This is a genomic window from Breoghania corrubedonensis (assembly GCF_003053845.1).
GTDB classification, from domain to species: Bacteria; Pseudomonadota; Alphaproteobacteria; order Rhizobiales; family Stappiaceae; genus Breoghania; species Breoghania corrubedonensis.
This window is the reverse complement of record NZ_QAYG01000003.1, coordinates 1-17,961: the sequence shown is the minus strand read 5'-3', so window position 1 is coordinate 17,961 and position 17,961 is coordinate 1. Positions and strand designations below refer to the sequence as shown.

Genomic DNA, 17,961 nt, shown 5'->3' with positions numbered 1-17,961 from the left:
CGCGGTTGACCGCCCCCACGCAGCCAAGGCCTCAGGGCGATAAGGATGGTGATTTCGGGTGGTGATTTTCAGGAGATATGGGGACGCGAGCGGATTTCGGGACAGGCCCGCGTTCATCAGGCGGCACATCCTTCGAGACCGCCTTTTCAGGCTCCCTCAGGATGACGTATGGGATGAGCCCCGCAACGCCCCGCGCAAGCCTGCCCGCGAGGGCGTCAGTGCCGACCTCAAACCTCCCGCTCGTCATTGCCCGGCTTGGTCCAGGCAATCCGTCACCGAGTGCGACAGGACCGGAGAGGCCAATGAATCCCCCGGACTTCGCCGGGGGATGACGGTGGAGAGAGCCTTCAAGGCGGAAGACGGACGCTCCCGCCTTCAAGCCTTACAGCGTGCCGGCCTTCTTCTCGTAGGCCGTGCCCCAGCCCCAGGCGCCGGAACCGAAGCCGCGCGCGACCACGCGCTCGCGGTAGATCTCCGAAACCACGTTGCCGTCGCCCGCCAGAAGCGCCTTGGTGGAACACATCTCCGCGCACAGCGGCAGCTTGCCCTCCGCCAGACGGTTGCGGCCGTATTTCTGGAATTCGGCCGCCGAATTGTCGGCCTCCGGGCCGCCGCCGCAGAAGGTGCACTTGTCCATCTTGCCGCGCGAGCCGAAATTGCCCGCCTGCGGATACTGCGGCGCCCCGAAGGGACACGCATAGAAGCAGTAGCCGCAGCCGATGCACAGGTCCTTGGAGTGCAGCACCACACCTTCCTCGGTCTGATAGAAACAATCCACCGGGCACACCGCCATGCAGGGCGCATCCGAACAATGCATGCAGGCGACCGAGATCGACCGCTCACCCGGCTTGCCGTCCTGGATCGTCACCACGCGACGCCGGTTGATGCCCCAGGGTACCTCGTTCTCGTTCTTGCAGGCCGTCACACAGGCGTTGCACTCGATGCAGCGTTCGGCGTCACACAGGAATTTCATCCGTGCCATGGGTCAGCTCCTCCTCAGGCCCGCTCGATCCGGCAGAGCGTGGCTTTGGTTTCCTGCATCTGGGTGACGGAATCGTAGCCGTAGGTCTGGGCCGTGTTGCTGGACTCGCCCAGCACATAGGGGTCGGCCCCGCTCGGGTATTTCGACCTCAGGTCCTTGCCCTCGTACCAGCCGCCGAAGTGGAACGGCATGAAGGCCACCCCCTTGCCGACACGCTCGGTCAGCATCGCCATGACCTTGACCTTGCCGCCCTCCGGCCCGTGTACCCAGACCATGTCGCCGTCCTGGATGCCATGGTTGTGGGCGTCGTACGGATTGATCTCGCAGAACATGTCCTGCTGCAGTTCGGCCAGCCACGGGTTCGACCGCGTCTCGTCGCCGCCGCCCTCGTATTCCACAAGACGGCCCGATGTCAGGATGATCGGGAAGTCGCCGGAATAGTCCTTCTCCTGAATGGACTTGTAGAGCGTGGGCACCCGCCAGAAGGTCTTGTCGTCGTAGGTCGCGTACTTGTCGAGAAGATCGCGCCGGTTGGTATAGAGCGGCTCGCGGTGGAGCGGCACGGGATCGGGGAAGGTCCACACGACCGCACGGGCCTTGGCGTTGCCGAAGGGCGCGCAGCCATGCTTGATCGCCACCCGCTGGATGCCGCCGGAAAGATCCGTCTTCCAGTTCACCCCGCCGACCTTCTTGTCATAGTCCGACGGCAGATCTCCGGTCTGCGAGGTTTCGCCGACCTCTTCGGCCTTGGGCTCGGCATCGTGCATGCCGGCGACCCATTCGATCATCCGCCGCTCGTAGGGGGTCAGATCCTTGTCCCAGCCCATCTTGATAAGCATCGCCATGGTGAACTCGGGGTAGCCGTCCTCGATCTCCGAGCCGGTCGGCCACGACCCTTCGGCCAGCAGATTGTCGCCGTCGCGCTCCACTCCGAAGCGGGCGCGGAAGCACAGGCCGCCCTCGGCGACCGGCATCGAGGTGTCATAAAGATTGGCGGTGCCGGGATGGTTCATCTCCGCCGTGCCCCAGGATGGCCAGGGAAGCCCGTAGAAATCGCCATCGCACGGACCGCCATTCGCCCTCAACGTCGTGCGATCGAACGTGTACTGGTTGGCCATGTGGGCCTTCAGCCGCTCCGGCGACTGACCCGTATAGCCGATCGTCCACATGCCGCGGTTGAACTCGCGGGTGACGTCCTCGATCAGGGGTTCGTCGCCATTGACCTCGATGTGCTTGAACATCTCGTCGGCGAAGCCGAACTTTTTCGCCAAAAGATGGACGATCTCGTGGTCGGGCTTCGATTCAAACAGCGGCTCGACCACCTTCTCGCGCCATTGCAGCGAACGGTTGGACGCGGTCACGGAGCCGTAGGTTTCGAATTGCGTGGCCGCCGGCAGCAGGTAAACGCCGTCGGTGCGGTCGGACAAAATGGCGGAGACGGTCGGATAGGGGTCGATCACCACCATGATGTCGAGCTTTTCCATCGCCTTCTTCATGTCGGGAAGCCGCGTCTGCGAATTGGGCGCGTGGCCCCAGAACACCATGCCCTTCACATTGTCGGGCTGCTCGATGTTCTCCCTGGCTTCCAGAACACCGTCGAACCAGCGCGAGACGGGGATGCCGACCGCGTTGATCATCGAGACATCCTTGCCGTCCTTGTCCTTTTCACCGGTCTTGGCGAAGCGGTCGTGGAAATACTGGACCGGCACGTCCCAGACCCGCGCCCAGTGCGCCCAGGAGCCGTTGGTGAGGCCGTAATAGCCGGGCAGCGTGTCGGCGAGAACGCCGAGATCGGTGGCGCCCTGAACGTTGTCATGGCCGCGGAAGATGTTGGTGCCGCCGCCGGCACGCCCCATGTTGCCCAGCGCCAACTGCAGGATGCAGTAGGCGCGGGTGTTGTTGTTGCCGTTGGTATGCTGGGTGCCGCCCATGCACCAGATCACGGTGCCGGGGCGGTTGTTGGCGAGCGTGCGGGCGACGCGCTTGAGCTGCGAGCCGGGCACGCCGGTGACGCGTTCCGTTTCCTCGGGCGTCCAGCGGGAAACCTCGGTGCGGATCTCGTCCATGCCCCACACGCGCTGGCGGATGAACTCCTTGTCCTCCCAGCCATTGTCGAAGATGTGCCAGAGCAGCCCCCACACCAGCGCCACGTCGGTGCCGGGCCGCATGCGCACATATTCGGTCGCGTGCGCGGCGGTGCGGGTGAAGCGTGGATCGCAGACGATCAGCGGCGCGTTGTTCTGTTCCTTGCACTTCAGCAGATGCAGCAGCGAGACCGGGTGGGCCTCGGCCGGGTTACCGCCGATCACGAAGATCGCGCGCGAATTGTGGATGTCATTGTAGGAATTCGTCATCGCGCCGTAGCCCCAGGTGTTGGCAACACCCGCGACCGTGGTGGAATGACAGATGCGCGCCTGGTGGTCGACGTTGTTGGTGCCCCAGAAGGCGGCGAACTTCCTGACGAGATAGGCCTGCTCGTTGGAATGCTTGGCCGAGCCCAGCCAGTAGACGCTGTCGGGACCCGACTTTTCGCGGATCTCGAGAAGCTTGTCGCCGACCTCCTCGATCGCCTGTTCCCAGGAGATCTTCTGCCATTTGCCGTTGACGAGCTTGGTCGGATATTTCAGCCGCCGCTCGCCATGGGCATGCTCGCGCACGGAAGCGCCCTTGGCGCAGTGCGAACCGAGATTGAAGGGGCTGTCGAAGCCCGGCTCCTGGCCGATCCACACGCCGTCCTGGACCTCGGCCAGCACGGTGCAGCCAACGGAGCAATGGGTGCAGACGGACTTGTGGATCTTCACATCGACATTCGAAGAGTCCGCCGCCTCGGCCTTGCGCACCATGCCGCTCGAAAGGCCAGAGAACGCCGCTATACCGCCGGCGGCAACCCCAGAACGCTTGAGAAAGCTACGCCGGTCGATGGCGCCCGCGCTCATGTCGCGCAGGGCCGCGGAAAGAGGGCCCCTTTCGGCGGTGCCGTTCGTCTTCTTCCTGAGCATCGCATAATCTCCCTGAAAGGCTTGTCGACCGGTTTGCGCCGTGTCAGAAGCGCGCGGTGTCGTAGGCTTGGCGCACATGTGCGGTGAGCCGGTAGCCGCCCGCACGGCCCTCTTCGAGAGGCTCGCCCGCCACGGTCTCTCCACCGGTGACGACAGCCGCTCCACCAGCCAGCGTGCCGAGGCCCGCGAGCCTGAGGAAGCCGCGGCGGTCGGTCACGGCATCGCCGTCCCGGTTCTCGTGCGGTCGCGTGTTTCGCTCGGACATGGCGTCCTCCTGCTCCATCCTGCCTGTCATGCGTTCCTCCGTCCGTCTATTCGACCATGCCGAAAGCGGCCTGCTCGATGGCGATGAACGTGCCCCCGAGCGCCCCGAGCGGCGCGTAGAAGCGCGCGGCGGACGCCTTTTCGAGGTCGCGGAAAAAATACGGGCCCCAATCCGCAAGGTGGGCGGTGAAAAAGGCCTTCTGGGTCGCCAGCTCGGCGGGTTGGCCGAACCGGCCAGAGATCAGACCGGCCATCATGTCGAAGATGGCGGCGATATGATCCTCGGGTTCCTTCACCGAGGGACCGCGCTCGATGCCAAGCGCCCGCATCGCGCCTCTCAACCTGGCGAGCGGTTTCTCGTTGAGAAAGCCGGTCAGGTAATAGGAGGCGTAGGGCAGCAGTTCGCCGCGCCCCACTCCGATGAAGAGATCGTGGAATTCGCCGGCGACGGCCTGGGGCACCGTTTCGCGGGCGGCGGCGGCAAGCGTGCCAAGCGGGCGGCCGAGATCGCTCTCGTCGCCTTCGAGATGCGCGAGTTCCGCCAGCATCGCCGCATCCGGCGGCGCGGCCAGCAAATTCGCGATCAGCCCATAGAAACGCGCACGCAGCGCATCTTCCTCGCTTGCAAAGGCGAGCGCGCCTGACGCTCCATCCACATCCGCTCGCGCGGTGGTTGCTGTCATGTTCAATCTCTCCCGCGTCAATTCTAGGCGCGGGCATTCCCTTGAGGCAAGTCGAAAATATATTGCATTGCAAAGACTTATAGGAAAATACCAGCGATGATTGTGACTGCGTTTCCTGCCATTTGCGCCGGTTTTTCGAAAAAAAGAAAACAAAACGACACGGTACGCAGGCGGGAACAGCGCGCAGGAGCGCGACGACCACACCGCACACCGCCCGAGGCGCAGGGAAAATCGCGGCTATCGTTTCTCTATAGTTGAAAACGGGGCGGGATTTTCCGTCGCCACGGCTTCAAGAACCGCATCCGTGTGGCGAAGCAGGGCCCGGATCCGGGCGAAACTCCAGGCCCGGTCCTGTTCGTCCGCGCGCGGGGGCATGGCTTGTCGTGAAAAGGCAGGGCGGGCCGAAGCCCGCCCGTCCACATCGTGTCGCGCATGGTCGTGCCGATCGGATCTCTTGGATCCGGACGCACGCGACCTAATCGAAGACGATCGCCGGAGCGGCACGTTCACCACCCTCGCGGTTGCGCTCGACCTCGGCCCAGACGCCGGAAGCCACGTCCTTGTAGAGCCGGGCATGGACACCGTCGGGATCGGAGATGACGACGGGCGTGCCGGCGTCCGATTTGGCGCGGATGTCCATGTGGAGCGGGATCTCACCCAGGAAGGGAATGCCGAGCTTTTCGGCCTCCGCCCTGGCGCCGCCGTGACCGAAGATATCGGAGCGCTCACCGCAGTGGGGGCACAGGAAGTAGCTCATGTTCTCCACGATACCGAGAACCGGCACATCGACGCGGCGGAACATGTTGAGCCCCTTGCGAGCATCGATCAGCGCCAGATCCTGCGGCGTTGAGACGATGACGGCGCCGGCCAGCGGCACCTGCTGCGCCATGGTGAGCTGCGCGTCGCCGGTGCCGGGGGGCATGTCGACCACGAGCACGTCGAGTTCGCCCCAGGCGACCTCTCGCAGCATCTGGGTGAGCGCGGACATGACCATCGGCCCGCGCCAGATCATCGCCGTGTCCTCCTCCACCAGGAAGCCCATGGACATGACCTTCAGACCATAGCCCTCCATCGGCTTGAGGACGCGGCCCTCCACGGGTTCCGGCCGGCCGGAGATGTGGAGAAGGCGCGGCATGGACGGGCCGTAGATGTCGGCATCGAGCACGCCGACCTTCAGGCCGTTCGCTTGAAGCCCCAGCGCCAGGTTGACGGCGGTGGTGGACTTGCCGACGCCGCCCTTGCCGGACGCGACCGCGATGATCGCCTTGATGCCGGGAATGCCCGGCTTTTGCGAATTGCTCTGCGGCTCGCCCCGCGCCGCGGCTTTTCCCGCCATGGGCGGCGGCACGTCGCCGGCCTGTGCCGCAGACGGTGCGGGACGGACGGGCGCGGCGGCGGCTTGCGGAGCCCCCGGCTTTTTCTCGGCGGTCAACGCGACCATGACCTTGCCGGCGCCCGGAATCTCGGAGACGACCTTTTCCGCGGCCTGGCGCAGAGGCTCGAGCTCCTCGGCCCGCTCAGCCGGCACGGTGATCGAAAAAATGACACGTCCTTCGGAGATGAAAATGTCCGAGACCAGCCCGAGAGAGACAATGTCCCCCTCAAGATCCGGTCCCTTTACCTTGGACAGCCGGTCAAGAACGGCTTCCTTGGTCACTTCGGCCATAGGTGGATACCCCATTTTACTCGGTTCGCCTGTAGTGAAGGCGACTTTTCCGGTTCTGTAACCTAGCCGCCCGGCGCGCCGGGTCAATCGCCGCCGGCCAACTCCCGTTGCGGCATCGCCCTACGCCAATTGTCACTGTTGAAAACATTGCCGACGCGCAGGCGCGTCAGCCCCGCTCGTCGGCGAAACGGCGCATGGCGGCCAGCGTTTCACCGGAGACGTGATGCTCGATACCTTCGGCATCCTGGCGGGCTGTGTCGGAACTGACTCCGAGCGCGATGAGGAAACGCTCGACGACCGCATGCCGGCGACGGCTCTCGCGGGCCATGGTCCGGCCGGCCTCAGTGAGAAACACGCCGCGATAGCGCCGTGATTCCAGGAGCCCCTCCTCGGCCAGACGGCGGAGCATCTTGGCAACCGTGGGCTGGGTCACGCCGAGACGCGCCGCGATATCGACCTGGCGCGCCTCGCCCCGATGGGTGAGAAGATCGTCGATCAGCTCGATATAGTCTTCGGCGAGTTCGGTGCGGCGCGCCGCACGCACCTTGCAAAAGCCGGCGCGATGCGCCTCCTCGTCAATGAGCGTCTTTTCAAGGGACGTCTTCCCCTTGTCAGCCCTCATGCCGACCGTCCTTTCCTTCGCAATGCCCTCCCTGCGACCCGCGCCCCGGCGGGCACGCTCTCTTCCCGGTCGCAATCCGTCCCGTTCGTGCAAGCTCGCGAATGCACCGCGATGGCGGCGCGGCTGCCACGCACACCGTGGACCGTTCCAGATTCGCCGACAGCTTTAACGCGGCGCGCCCACGCGCGCCAGAAACGAATGGCTGCCACCATCCCCGGTATCGCATATCCATCGCCCGCCCCTCACAGCCGGACCGGCCGGCCGCGGCAAGGTTTACACCACCCCCTGGCGAGCCTCCCCGCCGCGACCGGCACTCCCCACCCTCCAGCTTCAGGTTTTCAGAAACCGGTTGATAATTGGCTTTGCAATGTAACATAGCAATTGCTATATTTGAACCATCTTAAACTGGCACCGAAGTCGACGTCTCCTGGATGCCTCATGCCGTAAGGGGCAACCAGTGCGAACGTATCGGGCGGTGAGAACCGGCGACGTGCAGAGGATGGGCATGAACGATTTTTCACGGGTTGAGCGTATGGATCTTTCGACACGAACCACCGCCGCCATTCGCGACGTTCTCGCGGGGCGTACCCGTGGCTCGATCCTGTTGTTCACCGGCCCCGCCGTCATCGCCTCCATCGCCTATATGGACCCTGGCAACTTCGCCACCAACATCCAGGCCGGCGCCCGTTACGGCTATTCGCTGCTTTGGGTCGTGCTGGCGGCCAACCTTGTCGCCATGTTGTTCCAGGCGCTTTCCGCCAAGCTCGGCATCGCCACGGGTAGCAATCTCGCCGAATTCTGCCGCGACGAGTTTCCCCGTCCCGTCGTCTGGTTCATGTGGGTGGCGAGCGAGATCGCGGCCATGGCGACCGACCTCGCCGAATTCCTGGGTGGCGCCATCGGGCTTGCCCTTCTTCTCGGCATGCCGCTCATCTGGGGCATGGCGGTAACGGCGGTGGTGACCTACGCGATCCTGCTGTTCGAACGATCCGGCTTTCGCGCCATGGAACTGATCATCGGCGCCCTGGTGACGCTGATCGGCGCCTGCTACGTGGTTGAGCTGTTCATCGCACCGGTGGACTGGGGCGGCGCGGCCGCCGGCATGACCGGGTTCCAGATCCCCGACGCCTTCGCGCTGACCATCGCCGTCGGCATCGTCGGCGCCACCGTGATGCCGCATGCGCTCTACCTGCATTCCGGCCTGACCCAGCACCGTGCGGGTCCTGTCGACACCGAGCAGAAGCGCAAGCTCGTCAACTATTCCAACCGCGAGGTGATCGTCGCGCTGGCGATCGCCGGGCTCGTCAACATGGCGATGGTGATCATGGCGGCCGCCGCCTTTCATCTCGGCCATTCCGACGTTGCGGAGATCGAGACCGCCTATCACACGCTGACGCCGCTTCTTGGGGTTGCGGCGGCCGCGGTGTTCCTCGTCTCGCTGATCGCCTCCGGCGTCTCCAGCTCCGTCGTCGGCACGATGGCGGGGCAGATGATCATGCAGGGCTTCATCGGCTTCCGCATTCCGATCTGGCTGCGCCGGCTCGTGACCATGGTGCCGGCCTTCATCGTCATCGCCATCGGCGTCGACGCGACACAGGCCCTCGTCATCAGCCAGGTCATCCTGTCGCTGGTGCTGCCGATCCCGATGATCGCGCTGGTGATCGCCACCGGGCGGCGCGACGTGATGGGCGAGTTCCGCAACTCGCGCCTGACGCAGGCCATCGCCATCTTCGGCACCATGCTGGTGCTGTCGCTCAACGGCGTGCTGCTGGTGCAGACCTTCGGCATTCCCATCCCCGGGCTCGCCTGACCGGAGCCCCCGAGACCCGGTTTTGCGCCACATCTACGTGCGAATACAGAAGCCTGCACTTCTGTCATAATTGCAGTCTAGCTTTTGATGATTCGAGTTTTCCGGCGGGATTTCGCATCCCCGGTCGCGTGTGTTTCACGTGCCGGATCACGTCGACGAATTCGCTCATTCGAAGCCTTTTGTCCGCTCCCGCGCCTTGCGTTCGCATGCCGGATGTTCTCCCAGCCACGAAAGACAACACAGACTGCCCATGAACTCATTTCTCAAGGTCGTGTCCGCCGTCATCCGCCCGGCGACGCTGGAAACCGCGCCGGAGATGAAGCGCAAGCGGCAATTTGCGGCCCTGCCCTTCCGCACGACCAGGGGCAAGCTGGAGGTTCTGCTCGTCACCAGCCGCGACACGCGGCGCTGGATCATCCCCAAGGGCTGGCCGAAGAAGAGCACCGCGCCGCACAAGCTCGCTCTTCTGGAGGCCTATGAGGAGGCAGGCGTGCGCGGCAAGATCGAGCGCGACGAGATCGGCCATTACGATTACATCAAGCGGCTCGACGACCGGCACAATGTGCTGTGCCGAGTCGGCGTCTTTCCCATGAAAGTGAAGGACGAACTCAAGACCTGGCCGGAAAAAAAGGAACGCGAGCGGCGCTGGATGAGCCCGGAAGAAGCGGCTCAACTTGTCGAGGAACCGCAGCTTGCCGCGCTTCTGCTGGGCATCGAGACCACCAACCCCGCCTGAGCGCGACGCGATGCCCTTGTCGATTGCGAACGTCCGTAACATCGACACGTTGTCATAAAACCTTCATCCGCCTATGACCGTGGCAACCGACGCTGCCCCGCCGACGGGACGGCCGACCTTACACAGGCGCAGGAATGCCGGCACGCTATGCGCCGGCGCGTGAAAACAGGCGGATGAGGATGACCGTGAACGACACGGCCCCGCAGAGGCGCGCGGCGACAAAGAAGACGTCGCTCGACAAGGACCTCAACAAATTCATGACGCTGGAGCAGGCCGGACGGTCTGTTGCCGCCCGCCTTGCCGCGCCCGGTCTGGCGCTGGTGTTCCTCGTCCTTGCCGGTCTTTATGCCGGGTTGACGATGGGCCTTTCGTCCACCACGCTGATCATCGTGGTGGCCGCGGTGCTCGGCGGATACATGGCGCTCACCATCGGCGCGAACGATGTGGCGAACAATGTCGGGCCGGCGGTGGGCGCCCGGGCGCTCACGCTGGTGGGGGCGCTGGTCATCGCCGCGACCTTCGAGACCGCCGGCGCGCTGGTAGCCGGCGGCGACGTGGTGGCGACGATATCGAAGGGCATCGTCGATCCCGCGCTCGTTCCCGACAGCGACACCTTCATCTGGGCGATGATGGCCGCGCTGCTTTCCTCCGCCATGTGGGTGCACGTGGCGACATGGATCGGCGCCCCCGTTTCCACCACGCATTCGGTCGTGGGCGGGGTGATGGGCGCGGGCATCGCGGCGGCAGGATTTTCCGCCGTGAACTGGGCGACCGTCGGCACGATCACGGCAAGCTGGGTGATCTCGCCGCTGCTCGGCGGGGTTGTTGCGGCCGGCTTTCTTGCGGTCATCAAGATCAACATCGTCTACCAGGACGACAAGATCGCGGCCGCCCGGCGCTGGGTGCCGCTTCTGATGGCGGTGATGGCAGCGGCCTTCGCCTGCTATCTCGCCGTGAAGGGGCTCAAGAAAGTCTGGCACCCGGATGCGCTGGAAATCGCCATCCTCGGCGTGTCGGTCTTCGCGCTCACCTTCATCGCCACCCGGCCCTGGGTCTACTACCAGTCGGAAGGCATGGAGAACCGCAACCAGTCGCTGCGCAAGCTCTTCCATCTGCCGCTGATCTGTTCCGCCGCTCTGCTTTCCTTCGCCCACGGCGCCAACGACGTCGCCAACGCGGTCGGACCGCTCGCCGCGATCGTTCATACGGTGGAGTTCGGCGAGTTCAGCTCGAAGGTGAACATTCCGATCTGGATCATGCTGATCGGCGCGGTCGGCATCTCGCTCGGCCTATTTCTCTACGGGCCGCGCCTCATTCGCATGGTCGGCCAGCAGATCACCAAGATGAACCCGATGCGCGCCTTCTGCGTGGCGCTGTCGGCCGCATTCACCGTGATCCTTGCTTCCGCGCTGGGCCTGCCGGTTTCCTCCACTCATATCGCGGTGGGAGCGGTGTTCGGCGTGGGTTTCTTCCGCGAGTACTACACCGCCCATTCCAGGCGCCGGCGCGAATACATGCGCAAGCAGCGCAAGGGGGCGGCCGACCGCTGGGACGACAGCCTGGCCCCGCACGAGGAACTGCAACGCCGCAAGCTGGTGCGCCGCGCCCATTTCACCACGATCGTCGCCGCCTGGGTGGTAACGGTGCCCGTCGCAGCATTGCTGTCGGCCGGGATTTACGGGGTGACGCTGCTGATCCGGTGAGGGATGGACGGATTTTCGGGCCGCGCTCCCTTTGCTCGCCCGTCACGTCTTCCCCTCAATCCACCTTGCCCGCGTCCTTGAACATCACCTTGTGGCGCTTGTTGCGGATCCAGTCCTCCATCTCGTCGTCGCTCATGAAATGGGCGGGGTCGAAACGGTCGACGTTGGAGATTTCCTCAAGCGGCTTCTTCCAGCGCTTGTAGGGCGGGCGGGCCGGCGGGCCGAAGGCGAAGATGTCGAGAACGGACAGTTCGTCGGGAATGCCGAGAAGCGGTCTCATCGCGGTCTGGGCGTTTTCCTGGCCGATGGCGGTGACCCACCACACCGCGTAGCCCAGACTGGCGGCGGCCAGATGCGCGGACATGGTGGCGGCCGCCACCGACTGCAACAGGATGCGCTCGGCGTTCTCCCGGTACATGCGGTTGAGGTCGCTGTCATCGTCCTTCAGCACGGGAAACGCCTGCACCCAGCGGAAATCCGAAACGACGACGATAAAGCCGGGCGCGGTGGCGAGGCCGCGGTAATCGGGCGTGGGGAACTTCATTTTCATTTTCGCCCGTGCGCGCTGCTCGTCGACGAAATAATCGGCGATGCGGCGCTTGATCTCGGGATCGCGCACGACGATGAAATGCCACGGCTGCGAATTGGCCCCCGACGGCGCATGACGCGCGGCCTCGAGGATCAGGTCGTAGTGCTCGGCCGGCACCGTGAAGGCCGGATCGAAGGCACGCGCGGTGACGCGGTTCTTCATCACCGCCATCAGCGGATCGTAACGCGCCCGCGAACCGATCTTGGGCAGGTCGACATCGCCCTCCTCTAGCGGCTCCGCGTCGCTCTCGCGTTCCGCGTTCCCGATCGTCATGGTGTTTTTCCTCCCGATGGGCTATTTCGCCGGTGGCATGCTCCGGCTTGTCGGTTGTTCAAAGACGGCCCTTGTCTCGCGAGAATGGCAGCCTTGCCGTTGCGGCACAATGGCGAGGTCGGGACCGTCCATCCGTTTCATTCACCTTCGCGCGCACATCCAACTGGTCGAGCCATGATCGCGATCACCGACACCATCGCCATCGACGAAAGCGAGATCGAAGAAGTCTTCATCCGCTCCGCCGGACCTGGCGGTCAGAACGTCAACAAGGTTTCGAGCGCGGTGCAATTGCGCTTCGACATCCGCCATTCGCCCTCGCTTCCCGACTACGTGAAACGCAAGGCGGAAGTGCTGGCGGGCTCCCGGCTCACCAAGGATGGCGTGATCGTCATCCAGGCCATGCGGTTCCGCACGCAGGAGCAGAACCGGGGGGATGCGATCGAACGGCTGGTGGAGCTGTTGCAGAAGGCCAGCGAACGGCAGGCCTACCGGGTCAAGACCAAGCCGACCAAGGCCGCCAAGCGGCGACGGCTGGAGTCAAAAACCAAGCGCGGAGCAGTGAAGAAGCTGAGGTCGGGCAAGATCGGGACGGATTGAGGGGCGGCTCCCCGCAACTCAGGGCACGTTGGAAAAGCCCCGAAGTGAAGGCATTGTCAGTCCTGTGAAGGGTGCAAGGCCGGCTGCCCCGAGTTCGGCACCGGCGCAGACGTGCGGCCATTGCTGTCCGGTTCAAATTCCCTATTGGTGAATCGATCTCTCCAGCGTCATCCCGGGCGCACCGCAGCACGTCAGTGCTGCTGTGCAGACCCGGGACCTCGAGCGGCACGCACCGAGGGTTGATCCCGGATCTGCGAAGCGGCACTTCGCGCCGCATCGCGTCCGGGATGACACTCGAGAGATTTACCGAAAAGACAGGCGTTCGAAGATACTGGCACAGGCCCAAACCGAGGAAAGCGCGGTCCAGCGTTATCGGGGGAGAAAAAACAGGAGCGATGCCGCCGGGTGGCGGCACCGCAAGGTTCGTCACCCCTCAGGCGCCGTACTGTTCCTTCGCGAAGGCCCCCAGGCCGGCGGCCTCGAGCTTCGACATCGGAGCGAGGAACGTCACCTGCACCACGCCCGGCTCGCGGCCGATCTCGATGGCGCCGTTGATCGTGGCGCGGTTCATCACCTCCGCCACCGTCATGTCGAGAAGCCGGGCCGCGCGGTTGAGACCGCAGGTCGTCGCCGCATTGAGGTCCGGGCCGGTGCCGATCACGGAGATAGGCGCACTCTCCTCAACCTCGTCGACGCCCCAGCGCTTCGCCAGAACCCGGGCCTTGGCCTTTTCCGCCTCCGAGAACGGTTTTGCGAGCGGCGGCAGATCCTCCACCAATGGGAACAGCACGGGGCCTTCCAGCGTGCGCCCCTTCACCACTTCCACCTGCATGGTGACGGAGCCGGCGACATCCATAGTGTGGCCGGCGATCTCGCCATCGCCCTGGGCGGCGTGCATGTCGCCGATATAGATGCCGCCGCCGGCGGTCTTGACCGGCACGACGAGGATGGAGCCGGCGCGCACGGCGTCGATGTCCATATGGCCGTCGGTGCGGTGCTGGGCCAGCTCTTCCGCCGTCAGCGCATAGGGGTGCGGCGCGCCGATGAGGGCGGAGCCGAAATCGCCCGCGTTGTGGCTGTCGGGAATGGCCTTGGACGGCGTGGAGCCGAGCTGGCCAAGGAAGGGCCGCATGCGGATCATCACGCCGGCCATGTCGGAGGGCGCGAAGGTGAGGATCGGGTGCTGGGCCGAATTGTCCGGCAGCGCCGCGTAGTGCGGAGCGGCGTGGGCGATCTCGTCGGCGGCCTTTTTCGGCAGGGTCAGGCCGACGGCGCGGGTGTCGTCAAAGGCGACCGTGTAGCCGTGCTCGAACTGGAAGGGCGTCACCGGGTTTCCGCAGGTGTCGCAGATGACCGCCTTCTGGCCGATGCCCTCGACATGGGTTTCCGGCCAGAGCTTGTCGCAGGTGGGGCAACGGGCGGCGACGTAAGGGTCGCCCAGGAAGTAACCCTCCGGCGAAGTGTCGTGGCCCGACGCGGTGGCGAGCGAGGTCACGGTGATGTCGCGGATCCTCAGCGCGATGGCATCGCCGGGTTCGGCGCCCTCCACCGCCACCGGACGGGTGACCTCGTGGCCGCCGCGAAGGCGCGGCGTGATCATCGGCCCCCAGCAGCCGGGCGCGGTGTTGGCGATGATGGTGCCGCCATCCTGAACAGGGCCAAGCATCGGCTGGTCCGGATCGAGAATGCCGTTGGTGAAGGTGTCGACCATCACGCTGCGCCGCGCGGGCACTGCTGCGGGGATTTCGCGTTCGACTGCTGCCATCTTGTTCTCCATCGTGGGTTCAACCGGAATGCCGCCATGGACCGGCGGCGGCGTTCATTCGACTCAGCACACACGCCCGGCGCGCTCTCAGCCGCCGCGCATCGGCGGCACCAGCGCAAGCGGCATGCCGGCGGAGACCGTCTCGTCCTCTCCGAGCACGCGGTCGCCGGCAATGAGCAGGCATCCGCCAAGCACATCCGCCAGCTCCGGGTACGCCTCGGCGATGCCGGCGCGCAGGGCGGCGGCACTTGCCTGTGCGGGAACGGGAATGTCGAGAAAGGGCATTGCGGCACGCTCCACAAGGCCGGCGCGCAACTGGATGCGACGTGTTCCGACAGGCGAGGTCAGGTTCGTCTCAGACATGGCGAATCTCCATTCCCGACGTCTTCTGATTTATATATCAAACAATTATCGGACAATATCGGGGCAGGACCGGAAAATGGCTTCCGGCCGGCCGTGGCCTTTTACACCTGCAGAAAGCGGCTCGCGGAATAGGGAGCCGGATCGATGAGGGGCGGCATGCCTGTCATCATTTCCGCGATGAGACGGCCGGAAATGGGACCAGTGGTGAAACCGATATGGCCGTGACCGAAATCGAGCCAGAGGTTTTCGTGGCTGGGCGCGCGGCCGATGATCGGCAGACTGTCGGCAAAGCAGGGTCTGGAGCCCACCCACGGCGCGCTGTCCACCTCGAAGTCGATGGGAAACAGCGTGCGCGCGATCGGCCGGGTGCGGGCGATCTGGACGGGCGTGGGCGGGGCGTCGCGGTCGGCGAACTCGATGCCGGTGGTCAGCCGCACCCCGCGCTCCATCGGCGTGATCACATAACCGTTGTCGACATCGACGACGGGGCGCGAGAGATAGGCGCCGCCGAGCGCGCGGTAGTGGATGTGGTAGCCGCGCTTGACCAGCATCGGGAAGTCGTAGCCCAGCGGCTTCAGCACGTCCGGCGACCACGGCCCCAGCGCCACGACGGCCTGTTCCGCCCAGAACCGGCCCTCGCTGGTCGTCACCACCCAGCCGCCGGCTTTCGGCTCGAGGCTCGCGGCATCGCCGATCAGGAACCGGCCGCCACCTTCCACGAAATGCTCCGCATAGGCCTTGGTGACGGCACCGGGACTTGAAACGGATTCGGTATCCTGCCAGTGCACCGCCTTGTGGAAGACGGGCCGCAGGTGCGGTTCCAGTTCGCGCACGGCATCCGGTTCCATCACCTCGTAGCGGGCGCCGAAGATACGGGCATAGTGCATTTCCGTATCCGTTGCCGCGAAGCTCAGCGGCGAACGGTAGAGCCGCAGCCAGCCGGTGGAACGGAAATAGCGGCCGGCATGGGCCGCGCGGGCGAAGGCGCGATGCTCCTCCACCGCATGGCGTTCGAGCTGATCGACGGCACGGGCGAAACGGTCGATGGCGATGGGGCCGGAATGGGCGCGCAGCTGCATCAGCCAGGGCAGCGCGGAGCGGATGGTGGCGCGGTGATAATGCACTTCGGGTGCGCGATTGAGCGCATAGCGGATGAGCTTTGTCAGCGAATCGGGGAATGTGATGGGCACGAAGCCGTCGCGCTCAATCACCCCGGCATTGCCGTGCGAGGTCTCCTCGCCGGGCTGTCGGCGATCTATGAGCGCAACGTTTCGGCCACGCTTCGCGAGGTGCAGCGCTGCCGACACGCCGACAATGCCGGCGCCAAGCACAAGCGCATCGACTTTCTGCACCATTGAGAATCCCGTCAAGCCTCAGGAGGTTTTGCGATAGTGTGCGCAAACGTCGCCCAAGAGCAAGATCAACCAGTTACGGAACATACCCGATGAATTTTCGCAGCATCGCCCCGACCGCCCGAAAGGCTCTCGCGGCACCGCGCGCGGCGCTGAACTTCCTCGGCCGGCACGGCGCGCGTGCGGCAGCGGCAAGCGCGGTGGCGGGGCTGATGCTGCCGGCCTTTTCCGCAACGCTCAGGCCCTGGATTCCATATGCGATCTTCGCGCTGCTGGTGCTGGCCTTCCTCCGGGTGGAGCCGGCGGGCGTGGCGCGGCGGCTGACCCGGCCGATGATCATCGTGGTGGCCGTCGTCTGGATGATGGCGGCCATTCCGCTCGGCGCGGGCCTCGTCGCGCACGCCTTTCACCTGGAAACCCTAGCGCCGCAGATGATGCTGGCGCTCTTCATCGTGACCGCCGCCCCGCCCGTCATGTCGGCCCCGGCCTTCGCCTTCCTGATGGGGCTCGATGGGGCGTTGAGCCTGACCGTCATGGTCGCCTGCGTGCTGTTGACGCCGCTCGCCGCGCCCTTCGTCGCCGGCTTCCTGCTCGCCGACGCGCTGCCGCTGGAACCGCTGACGCTGGCGATGAACCTCGGCGGGCTGCTCGTCGGTTCCATCGCGGTTGCCTGGGCGGTTCGGCGGATGGCAGGGCGCACCCGCATCGCGGCGGCCAGGAGCGAGATCGACGGGATCAACGTGATCCTGCTCTTCGCCTTCATCGTCATGGCGATGGACGGGGTGGTGGATCGGTTCATGAGCGATCCGATGCTCATCGTCGCGATCACGGCGCTGACATTCGCTGTCGCCTTCGCGCAGATCGCGGTGACCTACCTCGGCCTTCGCCGGATCGGGCGGGCGGATGCCTTCACCATCGCGCTGGCCGCGGGCAACCGCAACATGGGGCTGATGGTGGCCGCCATGGGCGGCGCGGTGCCGGATCTCACCTGGCTCTACTTCGCACTCGGCCAGTTCCCGATCTACATGCTGCCGCTGATCCTGAAGCCGCTGGCGCGGCGGATGGCGGCGGCCGATGGCGCCCCGGCAACGGCGGATCGCTGATTTCTGTCATTGCCGGAAGCGCCCTGCCATGCTAGCGGGCAATGGTCCCCGCTCGTTCGACAAGGCACACGCCCATGACCTCGACACTGATCGCCCCCTCAATGCTCGCCTCCGACTTCTCGCGCCTTCGCGACGAGATCAAGGCCGTGGACGGCGCCGGCGCCGACTGGATCCACCTCGATGTCATGGACGGCCATTTCGTGCCCAACATCACCTTCGGGCCCGACGTCATCGCAGCCATGCGCCCGCACACCGACAAGATCTTCGACACACACCTGATGATTGCGCCCTGCGATGCGTATCTGGAGGCCTTCGCCAAGGCCGGCTCAGACATCATCACCGTGCATGCCGAGGCAGGCGCCCATCTCGACCGCTCGCTGCAGGCCATCCGCAATCTTGGCAAGAAGGCAGGCGTCTCACTCAATCCCGGCACGCCGGAGGGATGCCTGGAATA

The 17,961-nt window shown here is 65.1% G+C and carries 16 protein-coding genes; 6 read left to right on the top strand and 10 right to left on the bottom strand.

Translation table 11 applies throughout. The features are described 5' to 3' along the window. Positions 1–382 precede the first annotated feature (382 nt). The 6 genes from fdh3B to mntR form a co-directional block, all read right to left on the bottom strand. Entirely contained in the window at positions 383–982 is a 600-nt protein-coding gene (fdh3B, locus tag C8N35_RS10625; RefSeq protein ID WP_107989679.1) for a formate dehydrogenase FDH3 subunit beta, read from the bottom strand. 14 nt (positions 983–996) lie between these two features. Beyond that, positions 997–3,981 (bottom strand): formate dehydrogenase subunit alpha, encoded by a 2,985-nt coding sequence (locus C8N35_RS10620; RefSeq protein ID WP_107989678.1) that lies wholly within the window; start codon positions 3,979–3,981, stop codon positions 997–999. A gap of 43 nt (positions 3,982–4,024) precedes the next feature. Then, the gene (locus tag C8N35_RS10615; protein WP_210203485.1) at positions 4,025–4,276 is read right to left on the bottom strand and encodes a hypothetical protein; all 252 of its coding nucleotides are present in this window, start codon (positions 4,274–4,276) and stop codon (positions 4,025–4,027) included. 16 nt (positions 4,277–4,292) lie between these two features. Then, positions 4,293–4,928 carry a TorD/DmsD family molecular chaperone gene (locus C8N35_RS10610; protein WP_107989677.1) on the bottom strand — a complete coding sequence of 212 codons (636 nt, stop codon included), beginning with the start codon at positions 4,926–4,928 and terminating at the stop codon, positions 4,293–4,295. Positions 4,929–5,403: 475 nt separating this feature from the next. Beyond that, positions 5,404–6,594, bottom strand: a complete 1,191-nt coding sequence (gene apbC, locus C8N35_RS10605) for an iron-sulfur cluster carrier protein ApbC (protein ID WP_107989676.1) — start codon at positions 6,592–6,594, stop codon at positions 5,404–5,406. 166 nt (positions 6,595–6,760) lie between these two features. Further along, positions 6,761–7,216 (bottom strand): manganese-binding transcriptional regulator MntR, encoded by a 456-nt coding sequence (mntR, locus tag C8N35_RS10600; protein ID WP_107989675.1) that lies wholly within the window; start codon positions 7,214–7,216, stop codon positions 6,761–6,763. Positions 7,217–7,721: 505 nt separating this feature from the next. Between mntR and C8N35_RS10595 the strand changes: the two genes are divergently transcribed. The 3 genes from C8N35_RS10595 (at position 7,722) to C8N35_RS10585 (ending at position 11,465) form a co-directional block, all read left to right on the top strand. Then, the gene (locus tag C8N35_RS10595; protein ID WP_107989963.1) at positions 7,722–9,026 is read left to right on the top strand and encodes an Nramp family divalent metal transporter; all 1,305 of its coding nucleotides are present in this window, start codon (positions 7,722–7,724) and stop codon (positions 9,024–9,026) included. Between the two features lie 250 nt (positions 9,027–9,276). Continuing rightward, a complete protein-coding gene (locus tag C8N35_RS10590; protein WP_245926755.1) occupies positions 9,277–9,762 on the top strand; it encodes an NUDIX hydrolase in 486 nt (161 codons plus the stop codon). A gap of 179 nt (positions 9,763–9,941) precedes the next feature. Beyond that, positions 9,942–11,465 carry an inorganic phosphate transporter gene (locus tag C8N35_RS10585; protein ID WP_107989674.1) on the top strand — a complete coding sequence of 508 codons (1,524 nt, stop codon included), beginning with the start codon at positions 9,942–9,944 and terminating at the stop codon, positions 11,463–11,465. 55 nt (positions 11,466–11,520) lie between these two features. Here C8N35_RS10585 and C8N35_RS10580 read toward each other — a convergent pair whose 3' ends face one another. Continuing rightward, positions 11,521–12,327: a nitroreductase family protein gene (locus tag C8N35_RS10580; RefSeq protein ID WP_107989673.1), complete on the bottom strand. Its 807-nt coding sequence runs from the start codon at positions 12,325–12,327 to the stop codon at positions 11,521–11,523. A 174-nt stretch (positions 12,328–12,501) separates the two neighbouring features. Here C8N35_RS10580 and arfB point away from each other — a divergent pair, with 174 nt between their 5' ends. After that, positions 12,502–12,924 carry an alternative ribosome rescue aminoacyl-tRNA hydrolase ArfB gene (arfB, locus tag C8N35_RS10575; protein WP_107989672.1) on the top strand — a complete coding sequence of 141 codons (423 nt, stop codon included), beginning with the start codon at positions 12,502–12,504 and terminating at the stop codon, positions 12,922–12,924. Between the two features lie 433 nt (positions 12,925–13,357). Here arfB and C8N35_RS10570 read toward each other — a convergent pair whose 3' ends face one another. From C8N35_RS10570 to C8N35_RS10560, 3 genes are all read right to left on the bottom strand, one after another. Beyond that, positions 13,358–14,689: an acetamidase/formamidase family protein gene (locus tag C8N35_RS10570; RefSeq protein WP_210203484.1), complete on the bottom strand. Its 1,332-nt coding sequence runs from the start codon at positions 14,687–14,689 to the stop codon at positions 13,358–13,360. An 87-nt stretch (positions 14,690–14,776) separates the two neighbouring features. Next, the gene (locus tag C8N35_RS10565; protein ID WP_107989671.1) at positions 14,777–15,052 is read right to left on the bottom strand and encodes a ubiquitin family protein; all 276 of its coding nucleotides are present in this window, start codon (positions 15,050–15,052) and stop codon (positions 14,777–14,779) included. 101 nt (positions 15,053–15,153) lie between these two features. Beyond that, positions 15,154–16,407 (bottom strand): NAD(P)/FAD-dependent oxidoreductase, encoded by a 1,254-nt coding sequence (locus C8N35_RS10560; RefSeq protein ID WP_107989670.1) that lies wholly within the window; start codon positions 16,405–16,407, stop codon positions 15,154–15,156. Positions 16,408–16,496: 89 nt separating this feature from the next. Between C8N35_RS10560 and C8N35_RS10555 the strand changes: the two genes are divergently transcribed. Together C8N35_RS10555 and C8N35_RS10550 are read left to right on the top strand one after the other, a co-directional pair. Then, on the top strand, positions 16,497–17,507 hold the full coding sequence (locus C8N35_RS10555) for a sodium:proton symporter (RefSeq protein ID WP_107989669.1): 1,011 nt from the start codon (positions 16,497–16,499) through the stop codon (positions 17,505–17,507). A 74-nt stretch (positions 17,508–17,581) separates the two neighbouring features. Continuing rightward, the coding region (locus C8N35_RS10550) for a ribulose-phosphate 3-epimerase (RefSeq protein WP_146177376.1) at positions 17,582–17,961 on the top strand (380 nt) is incomplete at its 3' end.

What these genes read in the sequence shown, in the direction of transcription:
- C8N35_RS10610 (WP_107989677.1), bottom strand. Translation starts at nt 4,928, where the DNA reads ATGACAGCAACCACCGCGCGAGCGGATGTGGATGGAGCGTCAGGCGCG.
- apbC (WP_107989676.1), bottom strand. Translation starts at nt 6,594, where the DNA reads ATGGCCGAAGTGACCAAGGAAGCCGTTCTTGACCGGCTGTCCAAGGTA.
- C8N35_RS10620 (WP_107989678.1), bottom strand. Translation starts at nt 3,981, where the DNA reads ATGCTCAGGAAGAAGACGAACGGCACCGCCGAAAGGGGCCCTCTTTCC.
- C8N35_RS10570 (WP_210203484.1), bottom strand. Translation starts at nt 14,689, where the DNA reads ATGGCAGCAGTCGAACGCGAAATCCCCGCAGCAGTGCCCGCGCGGCGC.
- C8N35_RS10615 (WP_210203485.1), bottom strand. Translation starts at nt 4,276, where the DNA reads ATGACAGGCAGGATGGAGCAGGAGGACGCCATGTCCGAGCGAAACACG.
- C8N35_RS10585 (WP_107989674.1), top strand. Translation starts at nt 9,942, where the DNA reads ATGACCGTGAACGACACGGCCCCGCAGAGGCGCGCGGCGACAAAGAAG.
- fdh3B (WP_107989679.1), bottom strand. Translation starts at nt 982, where the DNA reads ATGGCACGGATGAAATTCCTGTGTGACGCCGAACGCTGCATCGAGTGC.
- arfB (WP_107989672.1), top strand. Translation starts at nt 12,502, where the DNA reads ATGATCGCGATCACCGACACCATCGCCATCGACGAAAGCGAGATCGAA.
- C8N35_RS10565 (WP_107989671.1), bottom strand. Translation starts at nt 15,052, where the DNA reads ATGTCTGAGACGAACCTGACCTCGCCTGTCGGAACACGTCGCATCCAG.
- mntR (WP_107989675.1), bottom strand. Translation starts at nt 7,216, where the DNA reads ATGAGGGCTGACAAGGGGAAGACGTCCCTTGAAAAGACGCTCATTGAC.
- C8N35_RS10595 (WP_107989963.1), top strand. Translation starts at nt 7,722, where the DNA reads ATGAACGATTTTTCACGGGTTGAGCGTATGGATCTTTCGACACGAACC.
- C8N35_RS10590 (WP_245926755.1), top strand. Translation starts at nt 9,277, where the DNA reads ATGAACTCATTTCTCAAGGTCGTGTCCGCCGTCATCCGCCCGGCGACG.
- C8N35_RS10580 (WP_107989673.1), bottom strand. Translation starts at nt 12,327, where the DNA reads ATGACGATCGGGAACGCGGAACGCGAGAGCGACGCGGAGCCGCTAGAG.
- C8N35_RS10560 (WP_107989670.1), bottom strand. Translation starts at nt 16,407, where the DNA reads ATGGTGCAGAAAGTCGATGCGCTTGTGCTTGGCGCCGGCATTGTCGGC.
- C8N35_RS10555 (WP_107989669.1), top strand. Translation starts at nt 16,497, where the DNA reads ATGAATTTTCGCAGCATCGCCCCGACCGCCCGAAAGGCTCTCGCGGCA.